Origin of the sequence: Streptomyces griseoruber, assembly GCF_001514205.1 — a bacterium.
In the GTDB taxonomy this organism is placed as follows: Bacteria; Actinomycetota; Actinomycetes; order Streptomycetales; family Streptomycetaceae; genus Streptomyces; species Streptomyces griseoruber.
Map to the genome: position 1 here is coordinate 176,168 of NZ_KQ948774.1, position 26,292 is coordinate 202,459.

Sequence of the window (26,292 nt, forward strand, 5' to 3'; positions counted from 1 at the left end):
TCCGGCCCCTGCGGCACAACCGAGAAACCCAAGGAGAACGGCCATGGCCGTCGTCACGATGCGGGAGCTGCTGGAGAGCGGCGTCCACTTCGGTCACCAGACCCGTCGCTGGAACCCGAAGATGAAGCGCTTCATCTTCACCGAGCGCAACGGCATCTACATCATCGACCTGCTCCAGTCGCTGTCGTACATCGACCGCGCCTTCGAGTTCGTCAAGGAGACCGTCGCCCACGGCGGCACGGTCATGTTCGTCGGCACGAAGAAGCAGGCGCAGGAGGCCATCGCCGAGCAGGCCACCCGCGTCGGCATGCCCTACGTCAACCAGCGCTGGCTGGGCGGCATGCTCACCAACTTCTCGACCGTCTACAAGCGTCTGCAGCGCCTCAAGGAGCTCGAGCAGATCGACTTCGAGGACGTCGCCGCGTCCGGTCTGACCAAGAAGGAGCTTCTCGTGCTCTCGCGCGAGAAGGCCAAGCTGGAGAAGACCCTCGGTGGTATCCGTGAGATGTCCAAGGTTCCCAGCGCCGTCTGGATCGTGGACACCAAGAAGGAGCACATCGCGGTCGGCGAGGCCCGGAAGCTGAACATCCCGGTCGTCGCCATCCTCGACACGAACTGCGACCCCGACGAGGTCGACTACAAGATCCCGGGCAACGACGACGCGATCCGCTCCGTCACCCTGCTCACCCGTGTGATCGCCGACGCCGTCGCCGAGGGCCTCATCGCCCGCTCCGGCGTCGCCACCGGCGACAAGGGCGAGAAGGCCGCGGGCGAGCCGCTCGCCGAGTGGGAGCGCGACCTGCTCGAGGGCGAGAAGAAGGCCGACGAGGCTCCGGCCGCTGAGGCCCCGGCCGCCGAGGCCCCCGCTGCCGAGGCCCCCGCTGCCGAGGCTCCGGCCGCCGAGGCTGCTGAGGCTCCCGCCGAGGCTCCGGCCGCGGACGCCGAGCAGGCCTGACCGTCCAGCGTCACGGTTGACGGCGGGGGCGGCGACATCAAGTCCGCCCCCGCCGTTCACCCGTAGGTCGGCACGGAGTCGGAGAGCTACCGCCCACTGGAGTTCCCAGACCGTGCAGATCTTCGATCTTCCAGACTTCGAGAAAGATTCACAGACTCATGGCGAACTACACCGCCGCTGACGTCAAGAAGCTCCGTGAGCTCACCGGCGCCGGCATGATGGACTGCAAGAAGGCGCTGGACGAGGCCGAGGGCAACGTCGAGAAGGCCGTCGAGGCGCTCCGTATCAAGGGCCAGAAGGGCGTCGCCAAGCGCGAGGGCCGCTCCGCCGAGAACGGCGCCGTGGTCGCGATCATCGCCGACGACAACGCCTCCGGTGTCCTGGTCGAGCTGAAGTGCGAGACGGACTTCGTCGCCAAGGGCGAGAAGTTCCAGAGCGTCGCCAAGGCCATCGCCGAGCACGTCGCCGCGACCTCCCCGGCCGACCTCCAGGCGCTCCTCGCCTCCGAGATCGAGGCCGGCAAGACCGTCCAGGCGTACGTGGACGAGGCCAACGCCAACCTCGGCGAGAAGATCGTCCTGGACCGCTTCGCGCAGTTCAACGACGGCTTCGTCACCGCGTACCTGCACCGCACGATGCCCGACCTGCCGCCGCAGATCGGTGTCCTCGTCGAGCTGGACAAGCCGAACGCCGAGGTCGCCCGCGGCGTCGCCCAGCACATCGCCGCCTTCGCGCCGAAGTACCTGGCCAAGGAGGACGTGCCGGCCGAGGTCGTCGAGTCCGAGCGCCGTATCGCCGAGGAGACCACCCGCGCCGAGGGCAAGCCCGAGGCCGCGATCGCCAAGATCGTCGAGGGTCGCCTCAACGGCTTCTTCAAGGACGCGACGCTGCTCGGTCAGCCGTACGCGCTCGACAACAAGAAGTCCGTCCAGAAGGTCCTGGACGAGGCCGGTGTCACCCTGAAGCGCTTCTCGCGCATCAAGGTCGGCATCTGAGTCCGTACCGCGACGGACGCCCGGTCCCTATAGGGTCGTAGGCAGTCGTCCCGGTACGCCGTCACGCGCGCGTGCGTGACGGACGACAGCAGATCTGACGAGGAGGCCATTGCCGCGCACGGGTTGCCAACGACACCCCACCGGCAATGGCCTTCTTTGTATGTGCACCACGTGAAAGAGGCGGGATCTCCCATGACCACCAAGGCCCAGAAGAGCGACGACGGCAAAGTACACGGCCGGTTTCTGCTGAAGCTGTCCGGTGAGGCATTCTCCGGCGGTGGGGGCCTGGGCGTGGACCCCGACGTGGTGCACAAGATCGCCCGTGAGATCGCGGCCGTGGTGCGGGACGGCGCCGAGATCGCCGTCGTCATCGGCGGCGGCAACTTCTTCCGCGGCGCCGAGCTCCAGCAGCGCGGCATGGACCGGGCCCGCTCGGACTACATGGGCATGCTCGGCACGGTCATGAACTGCCTCGCCCTCCAGGACTTCCTGGAGAAGGAGGGCATCGACAGCCGCGTGCAGACCGCCATCACCATGGGGCAGGTCGCCGAGCCGTACATCCCGCTGCGGGCCGTGCGCCACCTGGAGAAGGGCCGCGTGGTCATCTTCGGCGCCGGCATGGGCATGCCGTACTTCTCCACCGACACCACCGCCGCCCAGCGCGCCCTGGAGATCGACGCCCAGGCGCTGCTCATGGGCAAGAACGGGGTGGACGGCGTCTACGACTCCGACCCCAAGACCAACCCCGCGGCCGTCAAGTTCGACGCCCTCGGCTACGGCGAGGTCATCACGCGCGAGCTCAAGGTCGCCGACGCCACCGCCATCACGCTGTGCCGCGACAACAAGCTCCCCATCCTCGTCTTCGAGCTTCTGGCGGAGGGCAATATCGCCCGAGCCGTCAAGGGTGAGAAGATCGGCACGCTGGTGGGTGAGCAGAACAGCCGGGGCTGACCGGGAAAATCCCCGGGTTCGTACGACAACACCTGACCGGGGGACGGACCCTGGTCGGAGGATGGACAATGTCCTGCCGGACGGGAACCGTGCGGGAAGAAGACGCGACGCAGCCGGCCGCCGCCACCGACAGTGAACCGCAGCCGGGCCTTACTCAAGACACGCAGGAGCAAGTGGTGATCGAAGAGACCCTCCTCGAGGCCGAGGAGAAGATGGAGAAGGCCGTCGTGGTCGCCAAGGAGGACTTCGCCGCGATCCGCACCGGCCGTGCGCACCCGGCGATGTTCAACAAGATCGTGGCCGACTACTACGGCGCGCTGACGCCGATCAACCAGTTGGCTTCGTTCTCCGTGCCGGAGCCGCGCATGGCGGTCGTGACCCCGTTCGACAAGACGGCGCTGCGCAACATCGAGCAGGCCATCCGCGACTCCGACCTGGGCGTCAACCCCAGCAACGACGGCAACATCATCCGGGTGGTGTTCCCCGAGCTCACCGAGGAGCGCCGCCGGGACTACATCAAGGTCGCCAAGGGCAAGGCCGAGGACTCCCGGGTGTCCATCCGTTCCGTGCGCCGCAAGGCCAAGGACGCGATCGACAAGCTCGTCAAGGACGGCGAGGTCGGCGAGGACGAGGGCCGCCGTGCGGAGAAGGAGCTCGACGACACCACCGCGAAGTACGTCGCTCAGGTGGACGAGCTCCTCAAGCACAAGGAAGCGGAGCTGCTCGAGGTCTGATGAACGACTCTTCCTGGGGCTCTCCGCCACCAGCCGGGACACAGGCCGGGTACTGGGGGCCCACCGACCAGGGTGCCTACCAGGGGCCTGTCCAGGGGGCCGCCCCGGCGGGTCCCACGTACGATGCGCCTGAGGCGCAGCAGACTCGCCCCATGCCCATCGTCCCCGACGTACCCGCGCACGGCGGAAACCAGGATGACGACCCGGGGGCCGCCCGGCGGGGCGGCCCCTCGTTCCGCGACGAGGCGTACCGCCCCATGGCGCCCGACCAGGCGTCCTTCGGTGCGGAGACGTTCCGCCAAGAGACCCCGTCGGCACCGCCCTATGCGGCGGTGCCGCAGAATCCGGAGCCCATGCCCGCAGCCCCGCAGCCCGCGCCCGCACCGCAGAAGAAGAGCGCGGGCCGAGACCTGGGTGCGGCCATAGGAGTCGGGGTCGGGCTCGGTGCGCTGATCGTCGTCTCGCTGTTCATCGTCAAGGCCGTGTTCGTGGGCGTGATAGCGGTCGCGGTCGTCGTGGGTCTGTGGGAGCTGACCAGCAGGCTGCAGGAGCGCAAGGAGATCAAGGCGCCGCTGGTGCCACTGGCGCTCGGCGGCGCCGCGATGGTCGTCGCCGGGTACGTCCGGGGGACCGAGGGCGCCTGGGTCGCCATGGCCCTGACCGCGCTCGCGGTCCTGGTCTGGCGGATGACGGAACCGCCCGAGGGCTACCTCAAGGACGTCACGGCCGGCGTCTTCGCGGCGTTCTACGTCCCCTTCCTGGCCACCTTCGTCGCCCTGATGCTCACCGCCGACGACGGACCGCGGCGGGTGCTGACGTTCCTGCTGCTCACGGTCGTCAGCGACACCGGTGCGTACGCCGTCGGCTGGCGCTTCGGCAAGCACAAGCTCGCCCCGCGCATCAGCCCCGGCAAGACCCGCGAGGGACTGCTGGGCGCGGTGTCGTTCGCGATGGTCGTGGGCGCGCTGTGCATGCAGTTCCTGATCGACGGCGGCAGCTGGTGGCAGGGTCTGCTGCTGGGTCTCGCGGTCGCGGCCAGCGCCACGCTCGGCGACCTCGGCGAGTCCATGATCAAGCGGGACCTGGGCATCAAGGACATGGGCACGCTGCTGCCGGGCCACGGCGGCATCATGGACCGTCTGGACTCGCTGCTGCCGACCGCTCCGGTCGTCTGGCTGCTGCTCGTGCTGTTCGTGGGCTCCGGCTGACCTGCGGCGGCATCTCCACCCTGCCGACGGGCCCCCGTTCCGAACGACCAGAACGGGGGCCCGCCGCCTTTACCCGACCGGTGGCACAGTGGGACGATTCATCCTGGAAGTCCCTAAAGATTCCTCTTCCTTGGAATCGTCACGAAAGGGGATGGGCGTCATGTCCGGCTTCCGTGAATCGATCGACGTGGACCGCACCCCCGACGATGTGTGGGCGTATCTCATCGACCCGTCGCATCTGCCCGAATGGCAGGCGAGCGCGGTGTCGGCCGAGCAACTCGACCCCGGGCCGATCCAGGTCGGCTCCCGGCTGCGCATCACCCGGCACGTGGGCCGTCGGGAGATCCCGATGACCATGGAGTACACCGAGTACGACCCCCCGCACGCCTGGGGTCTGCAAGGCGTCGACGGTCCCGTCCGCGGCCACGTCCACGGCGAGATCACCCCTCTCGACGAGGGCCGCCGCTCCCGCGTGACCATGGAACTCGACTTCGAGGGCAAGGGCATGGGAAAGGTCCTCCTCCCCCTGCTCGTCCGCCCCCAGGTCCGCAAGGAGCTGCCGCTCAACGAACGGCTTTTGAAGGACCGGCTGGAGCACGAGACCGCGTAGACCGGCCGCGGGCGGCCCGTCCAGGGACGCCTCTTGACCAGGGCATTCCCCGGCCATGACCGCCCGGGCGCTACGTTTGTCGCGTGCGCGACGAAGGACGTCCCGGGTGGCCGGGGGCGAGGTGGTCCTGGGGGCCGGATCCCGTCAAGACCGTTCTGTTCTTCGCCTTGATCCCCCCGCTTCTGCTGGCCGGGGCGTTCGGAGTGATGGGCTGGTCCTGGTGGCCCCGCGTGTTCGCGGGCACCGTCGGCATGATCCTGTGCGTCCGGGTCCTGCTGGCCCTGTGCGGCGCCTGGCGGCGCGGCCGGGATCGCCGGGAGCGGTCGTAGCACGGTGGACGGGCTGCCCGGCGCCCGGCGCCCCGTCCGGCGCCCGAGGCACCGGATTCGATCTGCGACACTGGTATGGCCATGCCTAAGCCCGGAGAACTTACTTTTGTCGCGCCGCGCGGAGCCAAGAAGCCGCCGCGGCATCTTGCCGATCTTTCGCCTGCGGAGCGGAAGGACGCCGTCGCGGAGATCGGTGAGAAGCCGTTCCGCGCCAAGCAGCTCTCGCAGCACTACTTCGCGCGGTACGCGCACGACCCCGTGGAGTGGACCGACATCCCCGCCGGTGCGCGGGAGAAGCTGCGGGAGGCGCTGCTGCCCGAGCTGATGACCGTCGTACGGCATCTGTCGACCGACGAGGGCACCACCCGCAAGACGCTGTGGCGGCTGTTCGACGGCACGCTCGTCGAGTCGGTGCTGATGCGGTACCCGGACCGGGTGACCATGTGCATCAGCTCGCAGGCGGGGTGTGGCATGAACTGCCCGTTCTGCGCCACCGGGCAGGCCGGGCTCGACCGGAACCTGTCCAGCGCCGAGATCGTGCACCAGATCGTGGACGGGATGCGGGCGCTCAGGGACGGGGACGTCCCGGGCGGGCCGGCGCGGCTGTCCAACATCGTCTTCATGGGGATGGGCGAGCCGCTCGCCAACTACAAGCGGGTCGTGACCGCCATTCGGGCGCTCACCGATCCCGCTCCGGACGGGCTCGGGCTGTCGCAGCGGGGGATCACCGTCTCGACGGTCGGGCTCGTGCCCGCCATCCACCGGTTCGCCGACGAGGGCTTCAAGTGCCGGCTGGCGATCTCGCTGCACGCACCGGACGACGAGCTGCGCGACACCCTCGTCCCCGTGAACACGCGGTGGAAGGTGCGGGAGGTGCTCGACGCGGGCTTCGACTACGTCGAGAAGTCCGGGCGGCGGCTGTCCATCGAGTACGCGCTGATCAGGGACATCAACGATCAGGCCTGGCGTGGGGACCGGCTCGGGCGGCTGCTCCGCGGCAAGCCCGTGCACGTCAATCTCATCCCGCTGAACCCGACCCCGGGCTCGAAGTGGACGGCCTCCCGGCCCGAGGACGAGAAGGCGTTCGTCGAGGCCATCGCGGCGCACGGGGTGCCGGTCACCGTACGGGACACCCGTGGCCAGGAGATTGACGGAGCCTGTGGTCAGCTGGCGGCCACCGAGCGGTAAAATCTGGCCACGTCATATCTTCATATTCCGACAGGGGAGCGCCACAGCGCTGAGAGTGCGGCAATCGGGCCGCAGACCCTCTGAACCTCGCCCAGGTCATTCTGGGTAGGAAGTTCGGTCATCGCTCAAGCTGTTGTGCCCTGCCCGGCGTCCCCGGGCAGGGCCGCGTTCTTCCTGGCCAACCCCAGGAGGACATCCAGTGCACATCAAGACCTTCGTGGCGGCGACGGTCGGCCTCGGGCTCGTCACGCTGTCCGCGTGCGGGTCTTCCGACGCCGGGAGCGCGTCGGACACCAAGACCGTCACCCTCGTCAGCCACGACTCGTGGGCCGTCTCCAAGAGCGTGCTCGCCGACTTCGAGAAGCAGTCCGGGTACAAGGTCAAGGTCCTGACGGACGGCGACGCGGGCCAGGCCGTCAACAAGGCCGTCCTGACCAAGGACAACCCGCAGGGGGACGTCTTCTTCGGCGTCGACAACACCCTGCTGTCGCGCGCCCTCGACAACGGTCTCTTCCAGTCGTACCGGGCGAAGGGGCTCGACCGGGTCGGCAGCGCGTACCAGCTGGACTCCGGCAAGCACCGGGTCACGCCCATCGACTACGGCGACATCTGCGTCAACTACGACAAGAAGTACTTCGCCGACCACAAGCTGACCCCGCCCACCTCGTACGACGACCTGATCAAGCCGGCGTACAAGAACCTCCTCGTCACCGAGAACGCCTCCACCTCCTCGCCCGGTCTCGGGTTCCTGCTCGGTACCGCGGCGAAGTACGGGGACGACGGCTGGGCGGGCTACTGGAAGAAGCTCCGGGCCAACGGCGTGAAGGTGGTCGACGGCTGGGAGCAGGCGTACAACGAGGAGTTCTCGGGGTCCGCCGGCGGCAAGAAGGCCGGGGCCGACCGCCCGCTCGTCGTGTCGTACGCCTCCTCCCCGCCCGCCGAGGTGATCTACGGCGACCCCAAGCCCAGCACCGCCCCGACCGGGGTCGCCACCGGGACCTGCTTCCGGCAGATCGAGTTCGCGGGGCTGCTGAGCAACGCGAAGAACGGCGCGGGCGGCAAGGCGCTCATCGACTTCCTGATCTCCAAGGAGTTCCAGGAGGACATGCCGCTCAACATGTTCGTCTACCCGGTGATCGACGGCGCGAGCGTGCCCGCCGAGTTCACCGAGTACGGGCCCGCCGCCAAGGCCCCCGAGACCATGGACCCGGCGAAGATCGCCCAGAACCGCGACCAGTGGGTCAAGACGTGGACCTCGCTCGTACTGAAGTGACCGAGGCGGCCCGAAGGCCTTCCGGGAGCGCGGCGCGGCTCGGGCTGATGGCCCTGCCCGTCGCGTTCCTCGGGCTCTTCTTCGCCTATCCCGTCGCCGCGATCGTCACCCGCGGGCTGAAGGTCGACGGGAGGTGGCAGTTCGGGCGGGTGGCCGACGTCCTCGGCCAGTCCGACATCCGGCACGTCCTGTGGTTCACCACCTGGCAGGCGGTCGTCTCCACCGTGCTCACCCTGGTGGTGGCGCTGCCGGGCGCGTATGTCTTCGCGCGTCTGGACTTCCCGGGCAAGCAGGTGCTGCGGGCCGTGGTGACGGTGCCGTTCGTGCTGCCGACGGTGGTCGTCGGCAGCGCGTTCCTCGCACTCGTCGGGCGCGGCGGTCTGCTGGACGAGCTGTGGGGCGTACGGCTGGACACGACCGTGTGGGCGATCCTGCTGGCGCACGTGTTCTTCAACTACGCCGTCGTCGTACGGACCGTCGGCGGGCTGTGGGCGCAGCTCGACCCCCGGCAGGAGGAGGCCGCGCGGATGCTGGGCGCGTCCCGGCTGCGGGCCTGGCGCACGGTGACCCTGCCCGCGCTCGGACCGGCCGTGGCCGCCGCCGCGCTGATGGTCTTCCTGTTCACCTTCACCTCGTTCGGTGTGGTCCAGATCCTCGGCGGGCCCACCTTCTCCACCCTGGAGGTGGAGATCTACCGGCAGACCTCCGAGATCTTCGACCTGTCCACGGCGGCCGTCCTGACGATCGTGCAGTTCCTGGCGGTCGGCGCGATTCTCGTCGTCCACGCCTGGACGGTACGGCGGCGGGAGACCGCCCTGCGGCTGGTGGACGCGGGGCTGACCGCCCGGCGGCCGCGCGGGGCCGGGCAGTGGGCACTGCTGGCCGGGGTGCTCGCGAGCATCGCGCTGCTGCTCGTGCTGCCGCTGGCCGTGCTGGTGCAGCGGTCCCTGGACGCACCGGACTTCGCCTACTACCGGGCGCTGACCGGCGACGACGGCCATGTCTTCCTGGTGCCGCCGATCGAGGCGATCGGCAACTCGCTGGAGTACGCCGTCGTCGCGACCGCGATCGCGGTGGTGATCGGCGGGCTGGCCGCGGCGGCGCTCACCCGGCCCGACGCGGGCCGGCTGGTACGGGGCTTCGACGCGCTGCTGATGCTGCCGCTGGGCGTGTCGGCGGTGACCGTCGGCTTCGGGTTCCTGATCACGCTGGACGAACCCCCGCTGGATCTGCGCGCGAGCTGGATCCTCGTACCGCTCGCCCAGGCACTGGTCGGGGTCCCCTTCGTCGTACGGACCATGCTGCCCGTGCTGCGGGCGGTGGACCAGCGGCTGCGGGAGGCGGCGGCGGTGCTGGGGGCCTCGCCGTGGCGGGTGTGGCGGGAGGTGGACCTGCCGATGGTACGGCGGGCGCTGCTGGTCGCGGCCGGGTTCGCGTTCGCGGTGTCGCTGGGGGAGTTCGGGGCGACCGTGTTCGTCGCGCGGCCGGACCGTCCGACGCTGCCGGTGGCGGTGGCGCGGCTGCTGGGGCGGGCCGGTGAGCTCAACTACGGGCAGGCGATGGCCCTGTCGACGATTCTGATGCTGGTGTGCGCGGTGGCCCTGCTGGTGCTGGAGCGGCTGCGGACCGACCGGACGGGGGAGTTCTGATGCTGCTGGGACTTGAGGCGGCCACCGTGCGGTTCGGCGGGCGGGCGGTGCTCGACGGCGTGGACCTGGAGGTCGGCGAGCACGAGGTGGTGTGTGTGCTGGGGCCGAGCGGGAGCGGCAAGTCGACGCTGCTGCGGGCGGTCGCCGGGCTCCAGCCGCTCGACTCGGGCCGGGTGCTGCTCGACGGGCGCGACCAGACGGGGAGGCCCGCGCACAAGCGGGAGCTGGGGCTGATGTTCCAGGACCATCAGCTGTTCCCGCAGCGGGACGTCGGCGGCAATGTGGCGTTCGGGCTGCGCATGCATGGCGCGTCACGGAAGGAACAGCAGGAACGCGTACGGGAGTTGCTCGACCTGGTCGGTCTCCCGGGGGCCGCCCGCCGGGCGGTCGCCGCGCTCTCCGGCGGCGAACAGCAGCGCGTCGCGCTCGCCCGGGCCCTCGCGCCCCGCCCCCGGCTGCTGATGCTGGACGAGCCGCTGGGCCAGCTGGACCGCTCGCTGCGGGAGCGGCTGGTGGTGGAACTCCGGGAACTCTTCGGCCGTTTGGGCACCACCGTCCTCGCGGTCACCCACGACCAGGGCGAGGCGTTCGGGCTCGCCGACCGGGTGGTGGTGATGCGGGACGGGCGGATCGCCCAGTCCGGTACGCCTCTTGAGGTGTGGCAGCGGCCGGCGGACGCGTTCGTCGCGCGGTTCCTCGGTTTCGAGAACGTCGTGGAGGCGAACGTCACGGGCGAGGTCGCGGTCACGCCCTGGGGCAAGGTGCCGGTGCCGGAGGGCTCCCCGCAGGGCCCGCGCACGCTCCTCGTCCGCCCCGCCGGAGTCCGTCTCGTCCCCGCCGACGAGGGCCTGCGCTGCACGGTCGCCGCCCGTACCTTCAAGGGCACCCATGTCGCCGTACACCTCCAGCCGGAGGGCGCGCCCCGTCTGGAGGCGGCGTGCGCGCTGCGGGACGCGCCGGAGGCCGGGGACACGGTCGGAGCGACCTTCGACGTGGCGGAGACGGCGGTGCTGGCCTGAGAGGCCGGGCCGTTGGCCGGGTGCCCATCGGCCACCCGCCGGGTGTCCACCGGATGAGGTGTCCACCGGATGAGAAGGCGGCGGCCCGCCTTCCGGGTGGAAGGGCGGGCCACAGGGGTGGTGTCGGGGCGTCAGCGGTTGCTGGAGCCGCGGCGGCGCATGCCGAAGAAGACCGCGCCGCCGCCGATGACGACGAACAGGGCGGCGATGCCGGCGATCAGGCCGGTGTTGGAGGCACCGGTCTCGGCGAGGTTGGACTCCTGGGCCGCGGGCGAGGGGGCGTTGTTCGCGGAGGGCACGGTGCTGTCGTCCGACGAGTCCGAGGGGCTCGGGGCGGCCGTGTCGGCCGGGGTGGACGGGGTGCTCGACGGCGCCTGGGACTCCGACTCGGAGGCGCTCGGGGACGGCGAGGTGGTGTCGTCGTCCGTCTTGCAGGCCTCGGCCGGGGTGGTCAGGTTGCCCGCGATGTCCTCGTCGACGAGGACCTTCTCCTTCTTGGTGGCCTTGATGTGGATCCGGTACACCGCGTTGGGCGCCCAGTCCTCGGCGAAGGTGATGACGGCGCCCTTCTTGGAGCCCTCGACCGTCTGCTCGCCGACCTGGCGGAGGTCGGCGCCGTTGTTCTCCAGGAAGACGGTGACGAGGGCGGGCACGCCCGAGGCGTCCTTGTCGGTGACGGTGATGACGCCCTTCGTGCCGTCACAGCCGGCAGCGGCGGAGAAGTCACCTATCTCGCAGGCCAGGGCACTGCCGGCGGCGCTGAGCGCGAGGGCGGCGGAGGCGGCGGTGACACCGAGGAAACGCACCGAACGGGCGGCGTTACGGTGAGAAAGGGACACGTTTGTCCTTAGGGGAAGCGCAGCTGCGGGGGGTGGAGGGGGAGATGGCGCCCCCGGTGATGCCGAGTGCGTCACCATCCCCAGCAGACACACAGATCTATAAGCGTTCCATAAGAAGTGTCAATGCGGGGAGGGCTCCCAGCGGTTGGCTTTGCCCGCTTATTAACCTGCGAGACGTTTCAAGGCCGCCGGAGCCTCCTCGATCCGGTCAACGAGGGCGATACGGGACTCCATCGACCGCTCCCGGGCGAGTGAACACAACAACGGCCAGGCCGGCAGCCGTTCGGTCCAGTGCTCCCGGTCCACCAGCACCATCGGCGTCGGCTCGCCGCGCGACTCGTAGTAGTTGGGCGTCGCGTTGTCGAAGATCTCCTGTACGGTCCCGGCGGCGCCCGGCAGGAAGACCACACCGGCGTTGCAGCGGGCCAGCAGGCCGTCCTCGCGGGTGGCGTTGGAGAAGTACTTGGCGAGGTGCGCGGCGAACGGGTTCGGCGGCTCATGGCCGTAGAACCAGGTCGGTATGCCCACCGAGGGGCCGCCGCCGGGCCAGGTGGCGCGCACCTCGAAGGCGGCCCGGGCCCAGTCGGTGACCGAGGGCGTGAACCTCGGCGCCTTGGCGAGCAGCCGCAGGGCGTCGGTGAGCATCGCGCCGTCGAACGGGGCGGCGTAGGCGCCGAGGTTCGCCGCCTCCATCGCGCCGGGGCCGCCGCCGGTGGCCACCATGAGCCCTTCGCGGGCGAGTTCACGGCCGAGGCGGGCCGCACCGGCGTACGCCTCCGTGCCGCGCGCCATCGCGTGTCCGCCCATCACGCCCACCACCCGGGCGCCGACGAGGAGTTCGTCGAGGGCGTCGGAGACCGCGTCGTCGTGGAGCGAGCGGAGCATCGAGCCGAAGATGTCGCCGTCGGACTTGGTCTGCTGGAACCAGGCGTAGGTACGGGCGTCGGGGGTCGCCTCGTACCCCTCGTCGAGGGAGGCGAACAGCTCGTCGGGGGTGTAGACGAAGCCGCGGTACGGGTCGAAGGACAGGCCCGGCACAGGAGGGAAGACCAGGGCGCCCGAGGCACGGGCCTTGGCCGCCGCGTCCGGGGTCATCGGGCAGCCCAGGAACAGGGCGGCCGAGGTGTCGAGCGCGAGCAGGACGTCCGTACGGTCCGTCAGGTCGACGGACTGGAAACGGAAGTGGGAGAGGGTGCCGAAGTCGCGGACCACCTCGTCGAATTCGGCGAGGGACTCGATCTCACGATCGTGGGAACCGTCGAACGGCTGGGCGGGTGTCGTCGGATGCACCCGCCCATGCTAGGCACTGCCGTGCGGCCGCGGGCTCAGCCCTCGACGGCCGCCGGGTCCATCCAGACGATCTCCCAGGTGTGCCCGTCGAGGTCGTCGAAGGAACGGCCGTACATGAAGCCCATGTCCTGCGTCTGGCCGCTGGGGGTGGCGCCGAGGGCGAGCGCGCGGTCGACCAGCTCGTCGACCTTCTCGCGGCTCTCGGAGCTCAGCGCGACGAGGACTTCGCTGGTCTTCGTGGCGTCCGCGATCTCCTTCTTGGTGAAGGTCGCGTAGAACGGCTTGGTGAGCAGCATCGCGACGATCGTGTCGCTGATGACCACCGAGGCCGCGTTGTCGTCGCTGAACTGGGGGTTGAGCGAGTAGCCCAGCTCGGTGAAGAACTTCTTCGAGGCGTCGAGGTCGGTCACGGGCAGGTTGACGAAGATCATCTGCTGGTGGGCGGGGGCGGTCATCGGTCTCTCCCATCGAGGGGTGGGTGCGGTGTGCGCGGTGTGCGCGTCCCGTTGCGTGCTGTTCGGTGGGGTAGACCGGGGGGTCGCGCGGAACTCATCGCCGTGGCGCGATGTTTTTTCGTACGAGGGAGGTACGGCGTGCTCAGTGGGCCAGGGGGAGGGAGGCCAGCTCCGCCACCATCAGGGTCAGGGGGACGAAGAGGCTCAGGAGCGCGCCGGTGCGCAGGGCGGCGGCGATGCGCAGGGTCTTGCTGGGGGCGCCGAGACGGAGCAGGGCGGCCGTGGTGTCGGCGCGGGCCTGCCTCGCCTCGACGGCGGTCGTCAGGAGCGTGGCGACCGTGCAGCACGCCACGACCGCGGCGCCGAGGGTGGTGAGGGGGCCGGAGGAGGGGTCGGCGGGGTCGTACAGGGCGGCCACCGCGTACGCGCCCGAGGCCACCGCGCAGACCACGCCCAGGGGGCGGCCGATGCGGGCGGCCTCCTGCATCAGGCCACGGCCCGCGAGGAGGCGGAGGGCGCCGGGGCGGGCGGTCTGGAGGAGGCGGCCGCAGAGGTGGGTGAGGCCGGGGCCGGCGAGGGCCAGGCCGATCGCCGTGAGGGTCCAGCCGAGGAGGACCGCGGTGGGGGCGGTGGGGAGGCCGGTGGGGAGGGGGAGGGCGGCGGCGGTGGAGGTACGGCTGGCGTAGCCCTCCACGGCGAGGCCGGTGGCCAGGAGGGCGGCGCCCCAGGGGAGGGCGGTGGGGTCGGGCAGGTGGTCGGGGGGTTCTTCGGTGCCGTCGGTGGGGGCCGGGGGGTGGGGCGCGCTGTCCTGCGCCGCCCCGGGGGTACGGCTGCCCGCAGGCTGACGGGAGGGGCGAGCGGCGAGGAATCCGGCGGCCGAGCGGGCTGCCACGAGGGTGTCTCTGGGGCAGAGGCTCACGGCCACCGCGACGGAGGCCGTGGCCGGGACCAGGGAGAGCAGGGTGAGCGCCGCCGGCAGCGGCAGGGGGTGGTCCGCGGCCAGGAAGTCGGTCGCCGCTCCGTCGAAGGGCATGCCGGTGAGGTCGCCGCGCAGGTGGAGGAAGAGAAGGAGGGCCAGCATCGAGCCGAGCAGGGTCGACAGGGCCGTCGTGGTCGCCGAGACGGCCATCAGACGGGCCGGGCCCAGGCCGATGGCCGCCAGACCGGGGCGGGGGCGGGTGCCGGGGTCGGTGCGGGCGACCGCGAGGGCGAGGTGGACGGTGGTGGCCAGGGGGACCGTGCACCAGGCGAGGCGGAGCAGGGAGCCCGCGGAGGCCTCGGGGTGGGCCAGGGCGTGGCCGAGGGTGGACAGCAGGAGGAAGCCGGTGGCCGCCGAGGCCGCCGCGACCAGGAGGCGGCGCGCCTGTACGGCGGGATGCGCGCTGCGGGTCAGACGGAGAGCGAGCACGCGGCCCCCCGTCCTTCCGCCTCACCCCGGCCGTCCGACGCCCCAGGCCCATCCGCCGGACGTTCCGGTTCATCCGGGCCGTTCTGTTCGCCGCGCCCATGTGCCGGACGTTGCGGTTCATCCGGGCCGGTCGGTGTCGACCTGCGGCCGTCCGGCTCCGTCCCGGGTTCCGGCTCACCGGCACCCGCTGCCTCGCCCCGGCTCACGGGCTCGCCCCGGCCTTCCCGCTCTGCCCGGCCCGCCCCCTCCGCCTGGTCCGTCCGGGCTGCCCGGTCGTCCCGAATCCTCCGGCCCCCCGTCGTTCGCCGGGGCTCGGGGCCTGCGTGTGCGGGGGTGTCCGGGGGCGGGGGGAGGTGGAGGGTGGTGACCTGGCGGCCGTCCAGGAGGGTTACGCGGCGGTCGGCCAGGGCGGCGGTCTCCGGGTCGTGGGTGGCGAGGACGACCGTGATGCCGTGGGAGCGGGCCGCGGTGGTGAGGGTGCGCAGGACGTGGGCGCGGTCGGAGCGGTGGAGCGGGGCCGTCGGTTCGTCCGCGAAGAGGATGGAGGGGGCGGGGGCGAGCGCGCGGGTGATGCAGACGCGCTGGCGTTCCGCCTGGGTCAGCTCGTGCGGCCGGCTGCGGGACTTGTCGCCGACGTCGAGGCGCTCCAGCCACTCCAGCGCGGCGGCCTTGGCGCGGCGGCGGCTGGTGCCGCGCAGCATCAGGGGGAGGGCCGCGTTCTCCCAGACGTTCAGTTCGGGGACGAGCACCGGGGCCGGGTCGATCCAGCCGAAGCGGTCGCGGCGCAGTCGTTCGCGGGCCATCGGGCCCATGGTGTGCACGGGGACGCTGTTGAACCAGACCTCGCCCCGCTGGGCGGGCACCAGGCCGGACAGGCAGTGCAGCAGGGTCGTCTTGCCGCTGCCGCGCGGCCCGCTGACGGCGAGGATCTCGCCCTCCCGGACGCCCAGCGAGACTCCGCCGAGTGCCGGTGATCCGTCGCGGTGCGTGAAGTGCAGCGAGCGTGCCCAGAGCACGTCGTTGTCCGGCGGGGCCTCCATGGGCGTACACCTCGGTTCGTTCAGATCCCTGAGTTCCCTGCGCATCCCCCGTCCGGGGGAACGAAGGCAGGGCCGATCGGTCACGAGCACGCTAAGGAGGTCGCGGCGGGCTTGGGGACAGCACACGGCCCCGGTGCGCCGTTTCTCACTCGCACGGCGGACACCGGGGCCGGTGTTGATCACAGGGTCAGTTGATCACAGCTTCGTCCAGGCCTCCGTCAGCGTGGCGCGCAGGATCTGCTCGATCTCGTCGAAGGTCTCCTGGTTGGAGATCAGCGGCGGGGCGAGCTGGACGACCGGGTCGCCGCGGTCGTCGGCACGGCAGTACAGACCGTTCTCGAAGAGGGCCTTGGAGAGGAAGCCGTACAGGACGCGCTCGGTCTCGGCCTCGTCGAAGGACTCCTTGGTCGCCTTGTCCTTGACCAGCTCGATGCCGTAGAAGAAGCCGTTGCCGCGGACGTCGCCGACGATCGGCAGGTCGTGCAGCTTCTCCAGGGTGGCGCGGAACGCGGACTCGTTGTCGAGGACGTGCTGGTTCAGCCCCTCGCGCTCGAACAGGTCGAGGTTGGCGAGGCCGACCGCCGCCGACACCGGGTGGCCGCCGAAGGTGTAGCCGTGCAGGAACGTGTTGTCACCCTTGTAGAACGGCTCGGCGAGCCGGTCGGAGATGATGCACGCGCCGATGGGGGAGTACCCGGAGGTCATGCCCTTGGCGCAGGTGATCATGTCCGGTACGTAGCCGAACTTGTCGCAGGCGAACATCGTGCCCAGTCGGCCGAAGGCGCAGATGACCTCGTCGGAGACGAGCAGGACGTCGTGGCGGTCGCAGATCTCGCGGACCCGCTGGAAGTAGCCCGGCGGGGGCGGGAAGCAGCCGCCCGCGTTCTGGACCGGCTCCAGGAAGACCGCGGCGACGGTGTCCGGGCCCTCGAAGAGGATCTGCTGCTCGATCTGGTCGGCGGCCCAGCGGCCGAAGGCCTCGGGGTCGTCACCGAAGATCGGGGCGCGGTAGATGTTGGTGTTAGGAACCTTGTGGGCGCCGGGCACGAGCGGCTCGAAGGGCGCCTTGAGGGCCGGCAGGCCGGTGATGGACAGGGCGCCCTGCGGGGTGCCGTGATAGGCGACCGCGCGGGAGATGACCTTGTGCTTGGTCGGCTTGCCCGTGAGCTTGAAGTACTGCTTGGCCAGCTTCCACGCGGTCTCGACGGCCTCGCCGCCGCCCGTGGTGAAGAAGACCTTGTTCAGGTCGCCCGGCGCGTGGTCGGCGAGGCGCTCCGCCAGCTCGACGGCCTTGGGGTGGGCGTAGGACCACACCGGGAAGAACGCGAGCTCCTGCGCCTGCTTGAAGGCGGTCTCCGCCAGCTCCGTGCGGCCGTGGCCGGCCTGGACCACGAACAGGCCGGCGAGACCGTCCAGGTAGCGCTTGCCCTTGTCGTCGTAGATGTGGGTGCCCTCGCCCCGGACGATCGTCGGGACGGGCGAGTGCTCGTACGAGGACATGCGGGTGAAGTGCATCCACAGGTGGTCGTACGCGGTGCGGCTGAGGTCCTTCTCGGTCACGGTTATCGGGTTCCCCACATGTAGGTCTGCTTCTTCAGCTTCAGGTAGACGAAGCTCTCGGTGGAGCGCACGCCGGGCAGGGCACGGATGCGTTTGTTGATGACGTCCAGCAGGTGGTCGTCGTCCTCGCAGACGATCTCGGCGAGGATGTCGAACGAGCCCGCGGTCATCACCACGTACTCGACCTCGGGCATGTCGGTGAGCGCCTCGGCTATGGACTCCACGTCGCCCTCGACGTTGATCCCGACCATCGCCTGCCGGCGGAAGCCCACGGTGAGCGGGTCCGTGACGGCGACGATCTGCATCACGCCCTGGTCGAGCAGCTTCTGCACGCGCTGGCGCACGGCCGCCTCGGACAGGCCGACGGCCTTGCCGATCGCGGCGTACGGCCGGCGGCCGTCCTCCTGGAGCTGTTCGATGATGGCGAGGCTGACGGCATCCAGGTGAGGGGTGCCGTTCCTGGACTCGCGGGAGTCCCTGTGCTCTGCGCTTCGACTGGCCACGGCCTCACTGTGCACGACGTCTCGACAGTTCCGCAAGGCCATGGCGATGAAATTCGTTGTTTACGCTACTGAGATCTGCGGATTCCGCAGTCATCGCGCGATCGGGGGTGTTGAAAACGTGGGCGCGCGGATTACTGTGGGTGTCTCAGCCAATGGACACCCGAAACTGGAGGGCCGGTCAGTGAGCACCGAGCTGCGTCAGCTGCGCACCCTACGGAACTACATCGCCGGTGAGTTCCGGGACGCCGCCGACGGACGGACCACCGAGGTGGTCAACCCGGCGACGGGCGAGGCGTACGCGACCGCGCCGCTGTCCGGTGCCGCGGACGTGGACGCCGCGATGGCGGCCGCCGCCGCGGCCTTCCCGGGCTGGCGGGACACCACCCCGTCCGAGCGGCAGAAGGCCCTGCTGAAGATCGCGGACGCCTTCGAGGAGCGCGCCGAGGAACTGATCGCGGCCGAGGTGGAGAACACGGGCAAGCCGGTCGGGCTGACCCGCTCCGAGGAGATCCCGCCGATGGTCGACCAGATCCGCTTCTTCGCGGGCGCGGCCCGGATGCTGGAGGGCCGCAGCGCGGGCGAGTACATGGACGGGATGACCTCGATCGTCCGCCGTGAGCCGGTCGGCGTCTGTGCCCAGGTCGCGCCGTGGAACTACCCGATGATGATGGCCGTGTGGAAGTTCGCCCCGGCGATCGCGGCCGGCAACACGGTCGTCCTGAAGCCCTCGGACACCACTCCCGCCTCCACGGTCCTGATCGCCGAGATCCTCGGCTCGATCCTGCCCAAGGGCGTCTTCAACGTCGTCACGGGCGACCGTGACACCGGCCGGCTGATGGTCGAGCACCCCATCCCGGCGATGGCCTCCATCACCGGCTCGGTGCGCGCCGGCATGTCGGTCGCCGAGTCGGCGGCCAAGGACGTCAAGCGCGTCCACCTGGAGCTGGGCGGCAAGGCGCCGGTCGTCGTCTTCGAGGACACCGACATCCCGAAGGCCGTCGAGGACATCTCCGTGGCGGGCTTCTTCAACGCCGGCCAGGACTGTACGGCGGCCACCCGCGTCCTCGTCCAGGAGTCGATCCACGACGAGTTCGTCGCCGCGCTCGCCAAGGCCGCGGCCGAGACGAAGACCGGGCAGCCGGACGACGAGGACGTCCTGTACGGCCCGCTGAACAACCCGAACCAGCTGAAGCAGGTCACCGGCTTCATCGAGCGTCTCCCCGCCCACGCCAAGGTCGAGGCCGGCGGCCACCAGGTCGGCGACAAGGGCTACTTCTACGCCCCGACCGTGGTCTCCGGGCTCAAGCAGGACGACGAGATCATCCAGAAGGAGGTCTTCGGCCCGGTCATCACCGTCCAGTCCTTCTCGGACGAGGAGCAGGCGGTCGAGTGGGCCAACGGCGTCGAGTACGCCCTCGCCTCCTCGGTGTGGACCAAGGACCACGGCCGGGCGATGCGCATGTCCAAGAAGCTCGACTTCGGCTGCGTGTGGATCAACACCCACATCCCGCTGGTCGCGGAGATGCCGCACGGCGGCTTCAAGAAGTCCGGCTACGGCAAGGACCTTTCGGCGTACGGCTTCGACGACTACACGCGCATCAAGCACGTGATGACGTCGCTGGAGGCGTAGCGCTCCGGGGGATGGCCGTCTGTCGTCCGCGGGCCCGTTGTGGCCGGTCGCGCAGGTCCCCGCGCCCCTGGGCGCGGGGACCGTACCGCATGCTTCTTTGGAGCCCTTCTTGCCCGACACCTTCTCGCTGCCCCGCCGTTCCCTTCTCCGTGCCGTAGCCGGGACCACCGGGCTCGGTGCCCTCGCCGGCTGTGGGGTGCGGGCCGCCTATGTGCGGCCCGGTGAGCGGGCCGGGGTCGATGTGTCCGCCAGTGACAGGCAACTGACCTGGGCGAACTGGCCGTTGTACATCGACACGGACGACGACGACCCGACGGACCGGCCGACCCTGGACGCCTTCACCGAGCGCACCGGGATATCCGTCGACTACGTCGAGGAGATCAACGACAACGACGAGTTCTTCGGCAAGATCAGCCCCTCGCTGATGAACCATCAGCAGACCGGCCGGGACCTGATCGTCATCAGCGACTGGATGTGCGCGCGGTTCGTACGGCTGGGCTGGGTCCAGGAGATGGACCGCGACCGCCAGCCGAACGTGGCCGAGTACCTGGACCCGCTGCTGCGTTCCCCCGCCTTCGACCCGGGCCGCACGTACACCGTGCCCTACCAGTCGGGCATCACCGGCATCGCCTACGACCGGCGCAGGCTCGGCCGCGACATACGCGCCGTCTCCGACCTGTGGGCGAGCGACCTCAAGGGCCGGGTCACCCTGCTCTCCGGGCTGGACGAGGCCTTCGCGCTGCTGATGCAGGGCAACGGCGTCGACATCACCCGGTGGACGGCCGACGACTTCCGCACCGTGTGCGAGCAGGTGGAGAAGCAGGTCGGGAACGGCCAGATCCGCCGCTTCACCGGCAACGACTACACCAAGGACCTGGTCAGCGGTGACGTCCTGGCCTGCCAGGCGTACTCCGGCGATGTCATCCAGCTCCAGGCGGACAACCCCGACATCCGTTTCGTCGTCCCCGAGGAGGGCGGCGAGCTGTGGTCGGACTCCCTGATGATCCCCGACCTCGCCCGCCACAAGAGCAACGCCGAGCGGCTCGTCGACTACTACTACGAGCCCGAGGCCGCCGCCGAACTCGCGGCCTGGGTCAACTACGTCTGCCCCGTCCCCGCCGCCCAGGCGGTCCTCGCCGACTCCGACGACGAGGAGACGGCCGCCCTCGCCGGCAACCCCCTGATCTTCCCCGACAAGGAGATGCGCGCCCGCCTCGCCGTCGCCCGCGACATCACCTCCACGGAACGGCTGGAGTTCACCCGGAGCTGGAACGCGATCGTGGGGCTGTGACCGCGCGGCGGGTCACCGTGACGCCGTGGGCGTCGGTTCGAGGGGGCAGCTTCTTCGCGACCACACGCCGATCGACTTCCGGTACGCCAACGTCGACTCAGTCGCGCGGGGCGACGAGAGGCAGGACGAGGGTGTCCAGGATCTCCTCGATCACGCCGGGGGCACCACCTCATGGGTCTGCGTGAGTGCGAGGCCGACGGGATCGAGCGGCAGGCTCCTCGGCCGGCCCGCCGCATCGCGATCCGAACACGGCCCTGATCTCCGGAACCCGCGTGTCGGACTGGCTCACCAGGTGAGCCGGGAGGTCTCCCCGCGGCGTGCCGGTGTCGGGAACGGGCGGCCTGTTGTGGTCGATCCAGTGCCCAGCGCCGGGAAGCCGGCAGGAGCTGTTCACCGCGGCCCCGTCGACGAGAGCATCCGCTCCAGCGGGCTGGACTGGACCATCGTCCTCCCGGCCCGGCTGACCAACGACCCCGTCAAGGGCACGCACAGCGTGGGCGACGGCCTGCCGACGGGCAGGCGGAGATGATCCGGCCCAGTTGAACGGCGGCGTCGACCTCGGCGGAGCCGCCCAGGGCGACGCGGGCCCGATCGGCGCCGGTGGCGGGGTGGTGCACGGGCTGGGAGATTTCCGGAAGCCGGCCGCGCTCAGGCGCCGCGCAGCGCCGTCTCCAGCCGGCGGCCCCAGCGCAGGGCGGCCGCCACGCACTCCTGCGTCCTGGGTTCCAGACGGTGGCGCGGTCCGACGACCTGCACGGCGGCGACGATCTCGTCGGTGAAGTCGCGGACCGGCACGGCGACCGAGTACAGGCCCGGTTCGGCCTCCTCGTCGACGATCGAGTAGCCGCGCTCCCGGGTCACGGCCAGCCGGCGCAGGAAGTCGTCCAGGCCGGTGGGGGTCCTCGGGCCGTGGGGTGTGAACTCGGTGCGGGCGAAGACCGCGGCGACCTCGTCGTCGTCGGCGTCGCTCAGCAGTGCCTGTCCGCAGTCGCTGCAGTAGGCCGGGTAGGGGCGGCCGATCCACGAGCCGAGCTGCCGGCTGCCCGGGGGCACCCGTTCGGCGACGGTCACGGTGGTGTCGCCGACCAGGACACCCAGGTAGCAGCTCTCGCCGGTCTCGGTGGCCATGCCCTCCAGCGCGGTGAGCCCGTCGGTGCGCAACCGGTGTGCGGTGAGGTCGCGGGCCGCCGCGTAGAGCCGCCAGTGCGGGGTGACGCCCCCCGAGACGTCGTCCCGGGTGACGAACTCCTCCGCGGTCATCGCGGTGACGGTACGGGAGAGCTGGCTGCGGTCGCGGCCCATCCGGCGGGCCAGTTCCGCGACGGACGCGGCGGAGCCGTGCCGTAGACCCTCGGCCGTTCCCCGGGCGAGTGCCGACAGCGCCTCCAGGCCCTTCACCACGGTCGAGTCCACGTGCGCACTGTACCGTCACCGTCCCTCGAGATCATGAATCGTGCAGCATCTGCATCTTGCCGTGCATTTAATGCACGCTTAGCATCCTTGCATCAGCCGCCGCCGAACACCGAGGGACGCATACGCATGGCTACGACGACGATCACTCCGGAATCCGCCGGACCGGCCCGGGGGTCCGCCCGGGGCGAGGCCCGCGGGGGCGTCCGGCGCCGGACGGTCCGGACGGTCAAGGTCTACTGGCCGGTTGGAACGGCGACGCTGGCCGCGTGTGCGCGGGGCGACCTCGACGTCCTGCGCTCGGACGAGTCCTTCGCCTCGTTGCTGCGGGTCCTGGAGACCTCGCCCGAGCTGGGGGACTTCGGGGTCTACGGCGATGTCTTCGAGGTCGCCCTGGGCGCGGAGGGCTTCACCGTCCGGCCCGGCGCCCGGCCCGCCCTCGGCTCGGTCGGCGGACGTTTCCTCTCCTCGACCCTCGCCGTGACCACGTACGTCGACGCCGCGACGGACGAGGACGCGCTGTCCCGGATCCTCGCCCGCCTCATCGACGCCCACCCCTGGGAGATCCCGGTCATCGAACTGTCCGCCCCCCTGGACCTCGTCACCCCGGCCTGACCGACCCCGCAGGCTCCGCAAGCCCTGCAACCCCGCAGACCCCGCAGACCCCGCAGACCCCGCAGGCTCCGCAGACCCCGCAGGCTCCGCAGACCCCGCAGGCTCCGCAGACCCCGCAGGCTCCGCAGGTCCGACAGTCGCACCGGAGCGGCCGGAACCGCCCTCACCACGGGCCCACCCACCGCGCCCACCCGGCCGCCCGCCCCGCGATCCCGGGCCTCACCCCGCCGACCACGGCCTCCTCCCCCCTCCCGCCGACCACGGCCTCCTCTCTCTCCCCCCCGCCAACCGCGGCCCCACCCCCGTCGAAAGTGGCCCCACCCCCCAGCCATGACCTGCCGATCACCCCCCACACCCACCCGCATCCCCGTCCCCGCTCCCCAGAGGAGACCTCCATGTCCGTCTCAGCCGTACCGGAGAACCCTCCGGCCGCCGCCGCCGACTCCGACTCCGCTGCCCAGCCGCCCTCCGACGGTCTGCGCCGCACGATGCGCTCCCGGCATCTCGTGATGATCGCGATGGGCGGTGTCATCGGCTCCGGGCTCTTCCTCAGCTCCGGGTTCACCGTCTCCCAGGCCGGCCCGCTCGGTGCCGTCCTCGCCTATCTGGTGGGTGCCTTCGTCGTCTGGCTGGTGATGGCCTGCCTCGGTGAACTCGCCGTCGTCTACCCCGTCTCGGGCGCCTTCCACATCTACGCCTCCCGCTCGATCGGCCCCGCCACCGGCTTCACCACCGCCTGGCTCTACTGGCTGACCTGGGCCGTCGCCCTCGGCTCCGAGTTCACCGCGTGCGGGCTGCTGATGCAGCGCTGGTTCCCCTCCGTCGGCGTCTGGGTGTGGTGCGTGGTCTTCGCCGCCGTCGTCTTCGCGGTGAACGCCTTCTCGGCCCGGGTCTTCGGCGAGACCGAGTACTGGTTCTCCCTGGTGAAGGTGGTCGCCGTGGTCGCCCTCATCGTGCTCGGCGGCGCGGCCCTGCTCGGCTTCCACCCGATGGCCTCGGACGGCTCCCACCCCTTCCTCCTGGAGAACTTCCACACCCCGGACGGCCTGTTCCCGAACGGCTTCTCGGGCGTCCTCGTCACCGTGCTGGCCGCCTTCTACGCCTTCTCCGGCTCCGAACTGATCGGCGTCGCCGCCGGCGAGACCGAGGACCCGGCCACCGCCGTCCCCAAGGCGCTGCGGGTCACCGTCGTCCGGCTGCTGGTCTTCTTCGTCGGCGCGATCACGGTGATCGCCGCCACCATCCCGTACGACACGGTCGGACTGGACGAGAGCCCCTTCGTCACCGTCTTCTCCTCCGTCGGCATCCCCTACGCCGCCGACGTCATGAACTTCGTGATCATCACGGCGCTGCTCTCGGCCGGCAACAGCGGTCTGTACTCCTGCGCCCGCATGCTGTTCTCCCTCGCGGAAGAGAAGCAGGCCCCGCAGGCGCTGCGCAGGCTCAGCCGCCGCGGCATCCCGCTGATCGCCCTCTCGCTCAGCATGCTCGGCGGCCTGGCCTCCCTGGTGAGCAGTGTGACCGCGCCGGAGACGGTCTACCTCGTCCTGGTGTCGATCGCCGGGTTCGCCGCGGTCGGCGTGTGGATGTCCATCGCCGCCTCCCAGCTCATGCACCGCCGGGCGTTCCTGCGCGGCGGCGGCGACCTGCGGACCCTCGCCTACCGCACCCCGTTCCACCCGGTCGTCCCGCTCCTCGCCCTCACCCTGTGCCTGGCCTCGCTGATCGGCATCGCGCTGGACCCGGCCCAGGCCACGGCGCTGTACTTCGGCGTCCCGTTCGTGGCGGGCTGCTACCTCTACCACTGGCTGCGGTTCGGCCGGCACCGCACCTCGGGGGCCACCGCGTGAAGCCGCCCACCTGTCTGCTCCTCGACCTCGACGGCACCCTCCTGGACTCCGCCCCCGGCGTGATCGCGAGCGCGGCCCACGCGCTGCGGTCCGTCGGGGCCCCGGTCCCCGACGCGAGCGCCCTGCGCGCCCTGGTCGGCCCGCCGATGTACGACAGCTTCCGGAACGTGGTCGGCCTCGACGAGCCCACCGCACGCGCGGCCCTCACGGCCTACCGCGCCGAGTACGCCCGCAACGGGGCGTCGGCCGCCACGCCGTACGCCGGGATCCCCGACCTGCTCGACGCGCTCGCCCGGCGCGGGCTCCCGATGGGCGTCGCGACCTCCAAGGTGGAGGACCAGGCCGAGCTGATGACCCGCCGGTTCGGCCTCGCGCCCCGGCTCCAGGCCGTCTGCGGGGTCTCCGAGGCGGCCGGCCGTACGACGAAGCGGCGGGTCATCCGCGAGTGCCTGGCCCGGCTGCGGGCGCGCGGCGCGGACGTCCGCCGGCCGCTCATGGTCGGCGACCGCGCCTACGACATCGAGAGCGCCGCCGCCGAGGGGATCCCCGCCGTGCATGTGCGGTGGGGGTACGGCGGCCCCGCGGAGTCGGCCGGCGCGGTCGCCTCCGTCACCGTGCCGGCCCACCTGATCGACCTGCTGGACAGCGCCACGAACGACCCCGTCGCCAACGACCCCGTCGCCAACGACCCCGCCGAGTAAAGAGGACGAGCAGCCATGACCTTCACCACCACCGAGCCCCCGCTGTGGGCCCTGCACCGGGACCTGATCGCGAAGACGGTCAGGACGGACCTCACCCACGCCTTCCACCCGGGCCAGCCGCACTTCCCCGCGTTCCCGGACGAGAAGCGCGAGATGCCCTTCGACATGTCCCGCGGTGACGGCTTCAACGTGCACCTGTACACGATCGTCGGCCAGTGGGGCACCCATGTCGACCCGCCCGTGCACTTCGTGGCCGGGGCCCGCCCGCTCGACGAGATACCCGTCGACGAGATGATCCTGCCCCTGGTCGTCCTCGACATCACCGAGCGCGTCGCCGCCGACCCGGACGCCGTACCGGCCCTGGAGGACGTGGCGGCCTGGGAGGCGCGCAACGGACGCATCCCGGAAGGGGCGTTCGTGGCGCTGCGCACCGGCTGGGGCCGGCGCTGGCCCGACCCGGCCGCGATGGCCAACAAGGACGAGCAGGGCGTCAGCCACTACCCCGGCTGGTCGGCCGAGGTCCTGCGGTACCTCTTCGAGGAGGCCGGGGTCACCGCGATCGGCCATGAGCAGACCGACACCGACCCGGGCCTCGCCACCTCGGCCGGTGACTTCAGCCTGGAGAGTTATGTCCTGGAGCGGGACCGCTGGCAGATCGAGCTGATGGCCCACCTCGACCGGGTGCCCGAGGCCGGCGCGCTGATCGTCGCCACCTGGCCCAAGCCGCAGGGCGGTTCGGGCTTCCCGGCCCGCGTCTTCGCCCTGCACCAAGCGGACTGAGGCTCCTCC

25 protein-coding genes and 1 pseudogene are annotated in these 26,292 nt (G+C 70.9%); 18 read left to right on the forward strand and 8 right to left on the reverse strand.

All coding sequences use genetic code 11. The features are described from left to right. Positions 1–43: 43 nt before the first annotated feature. The 11 genes from rpsB to AQJ64_RS28415 all read left to right on the forward strand — a co-directional run bounded on the left by rpsB (position 44) and on the right by AQJ64_RS28415 (position 10,911). Positions 44–955, forward strand: coding sequence for a 30S ribosomal protein S2 (rpsB, locus tag AQJ64_RS28365; protein WP_055633748.1), 912 nt, complete (start codon positions 44–46; stop codon positions 953–955). A 158-nt stretch (positions 956–1,113) separates the two neighbouring features. After that, a complete protein-coding gene (gene tsf / locus AQJ64_RS28370) occupies positions 1,114–1,950 on the forward strand; it encodes a translation elongation factor Ts (protein ID WP_055633747.1) in 837 nt (278 codons plus the stop codon). 192 nt (positions 1,951–2,142) lie between these two features. Further along, the gene (gene pyrH, locus AQJ64_RS28375) at positions 2,143–2,901 is read left to right on the forward strand and encodes a UMP kinase (RefSeq protein ID WP_055633746.1); all 759 of its coding nucleotides are present in this window, start codon (positions 2,143–2,145) and stop codon (positions 2,899–2,901) included. 176 nt (positions 2,902–3,077) lie between these two features. After that, complete coding sequence (gene frr, locus AQJ64_RS28380) at positions 3,078–3,635, forward strand: ribosome recycling factor (protein ID WP_055633754.1); 558 nt, start codon at positions 3,078–3,080, stop codon at positions 3,633–3,635. Continuing rightward, positions 3,635–4,843, forward strand: coding sequence for a phosphatidate cytidylyltransferase (locus AQJ64_RS28385; protein ID WP_079061994.1), 1,209 nt, complete (start codon positions 3,635–3,637; stop codon positions 4,841–4,843). The genes frr and AQJ64_RS28385 overlap by 1 nt, the downstream gene beginning before the upstream one ends. 160 nt (positions 4,844–5,003) lie before the next feature. Further along, positions 5,004–5,453, forward strand: coding sequence for an SRPBCC family protein (locus tag AQJ64_RS28390; protein ID WP_055633753.1), 450 nt, complete (start codon positions 5,004–5,006; stop codon positions 5,451–5,453). 167 nt (positions 5,454–5,620) lie between these two features. Further along, positions 5,621–5,782, forward strand: a complete 162-nt coding sequence (locus AQJ64_RS28395; RefSeq protein ID WP_157880913.1) for a hypothetical protein — start codon at positions 5,621–5,623, stop codon at positions 5,780–5,782. An 81-nt stretch (positions 5,783–5,863) separates the two neighbouring features. Continuing rightward, a complete protein-coding gene (rlmN, locus tag AQJ64_RS28400) occupies positions 5,864–6,970 on the forward strand; it encodes a dual-specificity RNA methyltransferase RlmN (RefSeq protein ID WP_055633752.1) in 1,107 nt (368 codons plus the stop codon). A gap of 199 nt (positions 6,971–7,169) precedes the next feature. Continuing rightward, complete coding sequence (locus tag AQJ64_RS28405; RefSeq protein ID WP_055633743.1) at positions 7,170–8,243, forward strand: thiamine ABC transporter substrate-binding protein; 1,074 nt, start codon at positions 7,170–7,172, stop codon at positions 8,241–8,243. A gap of 47 nt (positions 8,244–8,290) precedes the next feature. Next, positions 8,291–9,892 carry an ABC transporter permease gene (locus AQJ64_RS28410; RefSeq protein ID WP_055633742.1) on the forward strand — a complete coding sequence of 534 codons (1,602 nt, stop codon included), beginning with the start codon at positions 8,291–8,293 and terminating at the stop codon, positions 9,890–9,892. Continuing rightward, the gene (locus AQJ64_RS28415; protein WP_055633741.1) at positions 9,892–10,911 is read left to right on the forward strand and encodes an ABC transporter ATP-binding protein; all 1,020 of its coding nucleotides are present in this window, start codon (positions 9,892–9,894) and stop codon (positions 10,909–10,911) included. The genes AQJ64_RS28410 and AQJ64_RS28415 overlap by 1 nt, the downstream gene beginning before the upstream one ends. 131 nt (positions 10,912–11,042) lie before the next feature. On the opposite strand, the gene AQJ64_RS28420 is transcribed toward AQJ64_RS28415, so the two are convergent. The 7 genes and pseudogenes from AQJ64_RS28420 to AQJ64_RS28450 form a co-directional block, all read right to left on the reverse strand. Beyond that, positions 11,043–11,750 carry an LAETG motif-containing sortase-dependent surface protein gene (locus AQJ64_RS28420; protein ID WP_055633740.1) on the reverse strand — a complete coding sequence of 236 codons (708 nt, stop codon included), beginning with the start codon at positions 11,748–11,750 and terminating at the stop codon, positions 11,043–11,045. Positions 11,751–11,912: 162 nt separating this feature from the next. Beyond that, complete coding sequence (locus AQJ64_RS28425) at positions 11,913–13,040, reverse strand: LOG family protein (RefSeq protein ID WP_055633739.1); 1,128 nt, start codon at positions 13,038–13,040, stop codon at positions 11,913–11,915. A gap of 35 nt (positions 13,041–13,075) precedes the next feature. After that, a complete protein-coding gene (locus AQJ64_RS28430) occupies positions 13,076–13,495 on the reverse strand; it encodes a VOC family protein (protein ID WP_055633738.1) in 420 nt (139 codons plus the stop codon). Between the two features lie 142 nt (positions 13,496–13,637). After that, the gene (locus AQJ64_RS28435) at positions 13,638–14,903 is read right to left on the reverse strand and encodes a hypothetical protein (RefSeq protein WP_059203101.1); all 1,266 of its coding nucleotides are present in this window, start codon (positions 14,901–14,903) and stop codon (positions 13,638–13,640) included. A gap of 332 nt (positions 14,904–15,235) precedes the next feature. Then, positions 15,236–15,943 (reverse strand): annotated as a pseudogene (locus AQJ64_RS28440) (ABC transporter ATP-binding protein); the annotation flags it as partial. Between the two features lie 195 nt (positions 15,944–16,138). Further along, positions 16,139–17,503 (reverse strand): aspartate aminotransferase family protein, encoded by a 1,365-nt coding sequence (locus tag AQJ64_RS28445; RefSeq protein WP_055636770.1) that lies wholly within the window; start codon positions 17,501–17,503, stop codon positions 16,139–16,141. A gap of 2 nt (positions 17,504–17,505) precedes the next feature. After that, positions 17,506–18,021, reverse strand: coding sequence for an Lrp/AsnC family transcriptional regulator (locus AQJ64_RS28450; protein WP_055636769.1), 516 nt, complete (start codon positions 18,019–18,021; stop codon positions 17,506–17,508). 166 nt (positions 18,022–18,187) lie between these two features. On the opposite strand from AQJ64_RS28450, the gene AQJ64_RS28455 reads away from it, so the two are divergent. The 3 genes from AQJ64_RS28455 (at position 18,188) to AQJ64_RS49215 (ending at position 21,456) form a co-directional block, all read left to right on the forward strand. After that, the gene (locus AQJ64_RS28455; RefSeq protein ID WP_055636768.1) at positions 18,188–19,636 is read left to right on the forward strand and encodes a gamma-aminobutyraldehyde dehydrogenase; all 1,449 of its coding nucleotides are present in this window, start codon (positions 18,188–18,190) and stop codon (positions 19,634–19,636) included. Between the two features lie 109 nt (positions 19,637–19,745). After that, a complete protein-coding gene (locus AQJ64_RS28460) occupies positions 19,746–20,927 on the forward strand; it encodes an ABC transporter substrate-binding protein (protein WP_055636767.1) in 1,182 nt (393 codons plus the stop codon). Between the two features lie 358 nt (positions 20,928–21,285). Next, positions 21,286–21,456 carry an NAD(P)H-binding protein gene (locus tag AQJ64_RS49215; RefSeq protein WP_157881079.1) on the forward strand — a complete coding sequence of 57 codons (171 nt, stop codon included), beginning with the start codon at positions 21,286–21,288 and terminating at the stop codon, positions 21,454–21,456. A 119-nt stretch (positions 21,457–21,575) separates the two neighbouring features. On the opposite strand, the gene AQJ64_RS28465 is transcribed toward AQJ64_RS49215, so the two are convergent. After that, positions 21,576–22,340, reverse strand: a complete 765-nt coding sequence (locus AQJ64_RS28465; protein WP_055636766.1) for an IclR family transcriptional regulator — start codon at positions 22,338–22,340, stop codon at positions 21,576–21,578. A 126-nt stretch (positions 22,341–22,466) separates the two neighbouring features. Between AQJ64_RS28465 and AQJ64_RS28470 the strand changes: the two genes are divergently transcribed. The 4 genes from AQJ64_RS28470 (at position 22,467) to AQJ64_RS28490 (ending at position 26,283) form a co-directional block, all read left to right on the forward strand. Continuing rightward, positions 22,467–22,952: a hypothetical protein gene (locus AQJ64_RS28470; protein ID WP_055636765.1), complete on the forward strand. Its 486-nt coding sequence runs from the start codon at positions 22,467–22,469 to the stop codon at positions 22,950–22,952. A 395-nt stretch (positions 22,953–23,347) separates the two neighbouring features. After that, a complete protein-coding gene (locus AQJ64_RS28480; protein WP_059203103.1) occupies positions 23,348–24,802 on the forward strand; it encodes an amino acid permease in 1,455 nt (484 codons plus the stop codon). Then, positions 24,799–25,503 (forward strand): HAD hydrolase-like protein, encoded by a 705-nt coding sequence (locus AQJ64_RS28485; protein ID WP_063788839.1) that lies wholly within the window; start codon positions 24,799–24,801, stop codon positions 25,501–25,503. Before AQJ64_RS28480 ends, AQJ64_RS28485 begins: the two co-directional genes overlap by 4 nt. Positions 25,504–25,518: 15 nt before the next feature. Next, on the forward strand, positions 25,519–26,283 hold the full coding sequence (locus AQJ64_RS28490) for a cyclase family protein (protein WP_055637457.1): 765 nt from the start codon (positions 25,519–25,521) through the stop codon (positions 26,281–26,283). The last annotated feature ends 9 nt before the right edge of the window (positions 26,284–26,292 follow it).